Annotated in this window: 2 protein-coding genes; both read right to left on the bottom strand. The window is 61.8% G+C overall.

Features of this window, described 5'->3' with window-relative positions; genetic code table 11:
* Positions 1 to 85 precede the first annotated feature (85 nt).
* Complete coding sequence (locus EN932_RS35770; RefSeq protein WP_024503311.1) at positions 86 to 703, bottom strand: uracil-DNA glycosylase family protein; 618 nt, start codon at positions 701 to 703, stop codon at positions 86 to 88.
* 2 nt (positions 704 to 705) lie between these two features.
* Positions 706 to 1,317, bottom strand: coding sequence for a glutathione S-transferase (locus EN932_RS35765; RefSeq protein ID WP_127370189.1), 612 nt, complete (start codon positions 1,315 to 1,317; stop codon positions 706 to 708).
* Positions 1,318 to 1,538: the final 221 nt, after the last annotated feature.

Raw genomic sequence — 1,538 nt, 5'->3', positions numbered from 1 at the left:
TGCCTATACTCTGCCTTATCCAGGCCTTTCACAAGAAAGAAATTCTGCTGATCGGGCAAAAAGCGAGTGATTTCTTGCTGAAAGGTCAGCCGAGGCGATAGCGGATTTCCGAACGCAGAAAAGGCAGCAAATCCATTTCAAACCACGGATTCTTCTTCAGCCAGCCCGTGTTGCGCCACGAGGGATGCGGCAGCGGCAGCACTTTCGGACCGATGGAATTCTCCCAGATGGAGCGCCAGTCCATGACCGTTTCCGTCAGTGAGGGCCGGCGCGCCGCACCCATGTGCCAGGACTGCGCGTAGATACCGATCGTCAGCACCAGATCGATCCGTGGCATAGAGGCCATCAAAGGTGCGCGCCAGGCCGCCGCGCATTCGCGCCTCGGCGGCAGATCTCCCCCCTTGGCATCCTGGCCGGGAAAGCAGAAGCCCATCGGGACGATTGCGAATTTTTCGATGTCGTAGAATTCGTCGCTCGTCACGCCAAGCCAGCTGCGCAGGCGGTCGCCGGAAGCGTCGGTGAACGGCATGCCCGACAGATGCACCTTGGTGCCGGGCGCCTGGCTGGCGATCAGGATCCGGGCGGTGGATGATGGGCGCAGCACTGGTCGCGGCTCATGCGGCAACGGCTTGCCGGCCGGATTTTCCACGCAGATGCGGCAGGCGCGGACCCTGGCGACGAGGTTTTCGAGTTCGGCAGTCATTCTCAGGCTGATGCGCTCGGCCGGCTGGAAACGGCTTGATGCCAGCGCAACACATTCGCGCACTTATCTGGTACCTTGATGCGTGCCGGCTTCATGAAATCGACAGCGATCAGGCCGGTGATGTCGGCGATCGAATAGCTGTCACCGGCGATGAACTCCCGGCTGCCCAGTTCGCCGTCCAGCAGCCTGAGGAACGCCACGGCCTTCGGCTTGTTGGCCTCACCCCATTCAGGGACCTGCGGGATTTCCCATTCCTTCATGGCCGGATGGATGTGCCGGAAGGCCTGCGTGACGCAGCTGAGTAAATTGAATTCCATCCGCCTCTGCCACATCTCGACCTGCGCCTTGCCGAGTGCGCCACGCCCGAACAAAGCGGGCTCCGGATGCAGTTCCTCGAAATAGCGGCAGATGGCGACGGATTCGGTGATGACGGTGCCGTCGTCGAGTTCCAGCACCGGCAGACGCTGCAAGGGGTTGCGCGAGCTGACCGCCTGTTGCCTGTGTTCCAACGCGCCCATATCGATGGGCACCTGCGCAACCTCGATGCCTTTCTCGGCCAGGAAAACGCGGACCCGCCTTGGATTGGGCGCCCGGCCACCGTCGAAGAGCTTCATTCCATCCTCCTGTTCGTCCTCGGTTCCAGTTCCAGGATGCGCATCACCAGAAGCGAAAAATCTCGCGCACGGCATCGCCGATCGACGCCAGTGTGCCGTGCTTCTTCTCGACGACTTCGCCGTGACGGCTGTCTCGCCAATTCTGCGGCTGATCGAACGTTCCCGCCCAGATGCCGGCCTTTGCCGCGCGGGCGATGGCTTCCTCGCTCTCGAAGTCGCCA

The organism is Mesorhizobium sp. M7A.F.Ca.US.002.01.1.1, from assembly GCF_004022955.1.
In the GTDB taxonomy this organism is placed as follows: domain Bacteria; phylum Pseudomonadota; class Alphaproteobacteria; order Rhizobiales; family Rhizobiaceae; genus Mesorhizobium; species Mesorhizobium ciceri.
The sequence above is the reverse complement of the archived record's forward strand: the minus strand, read 5'-3'. Positions and strand labels throughout refer to the sequence as shown.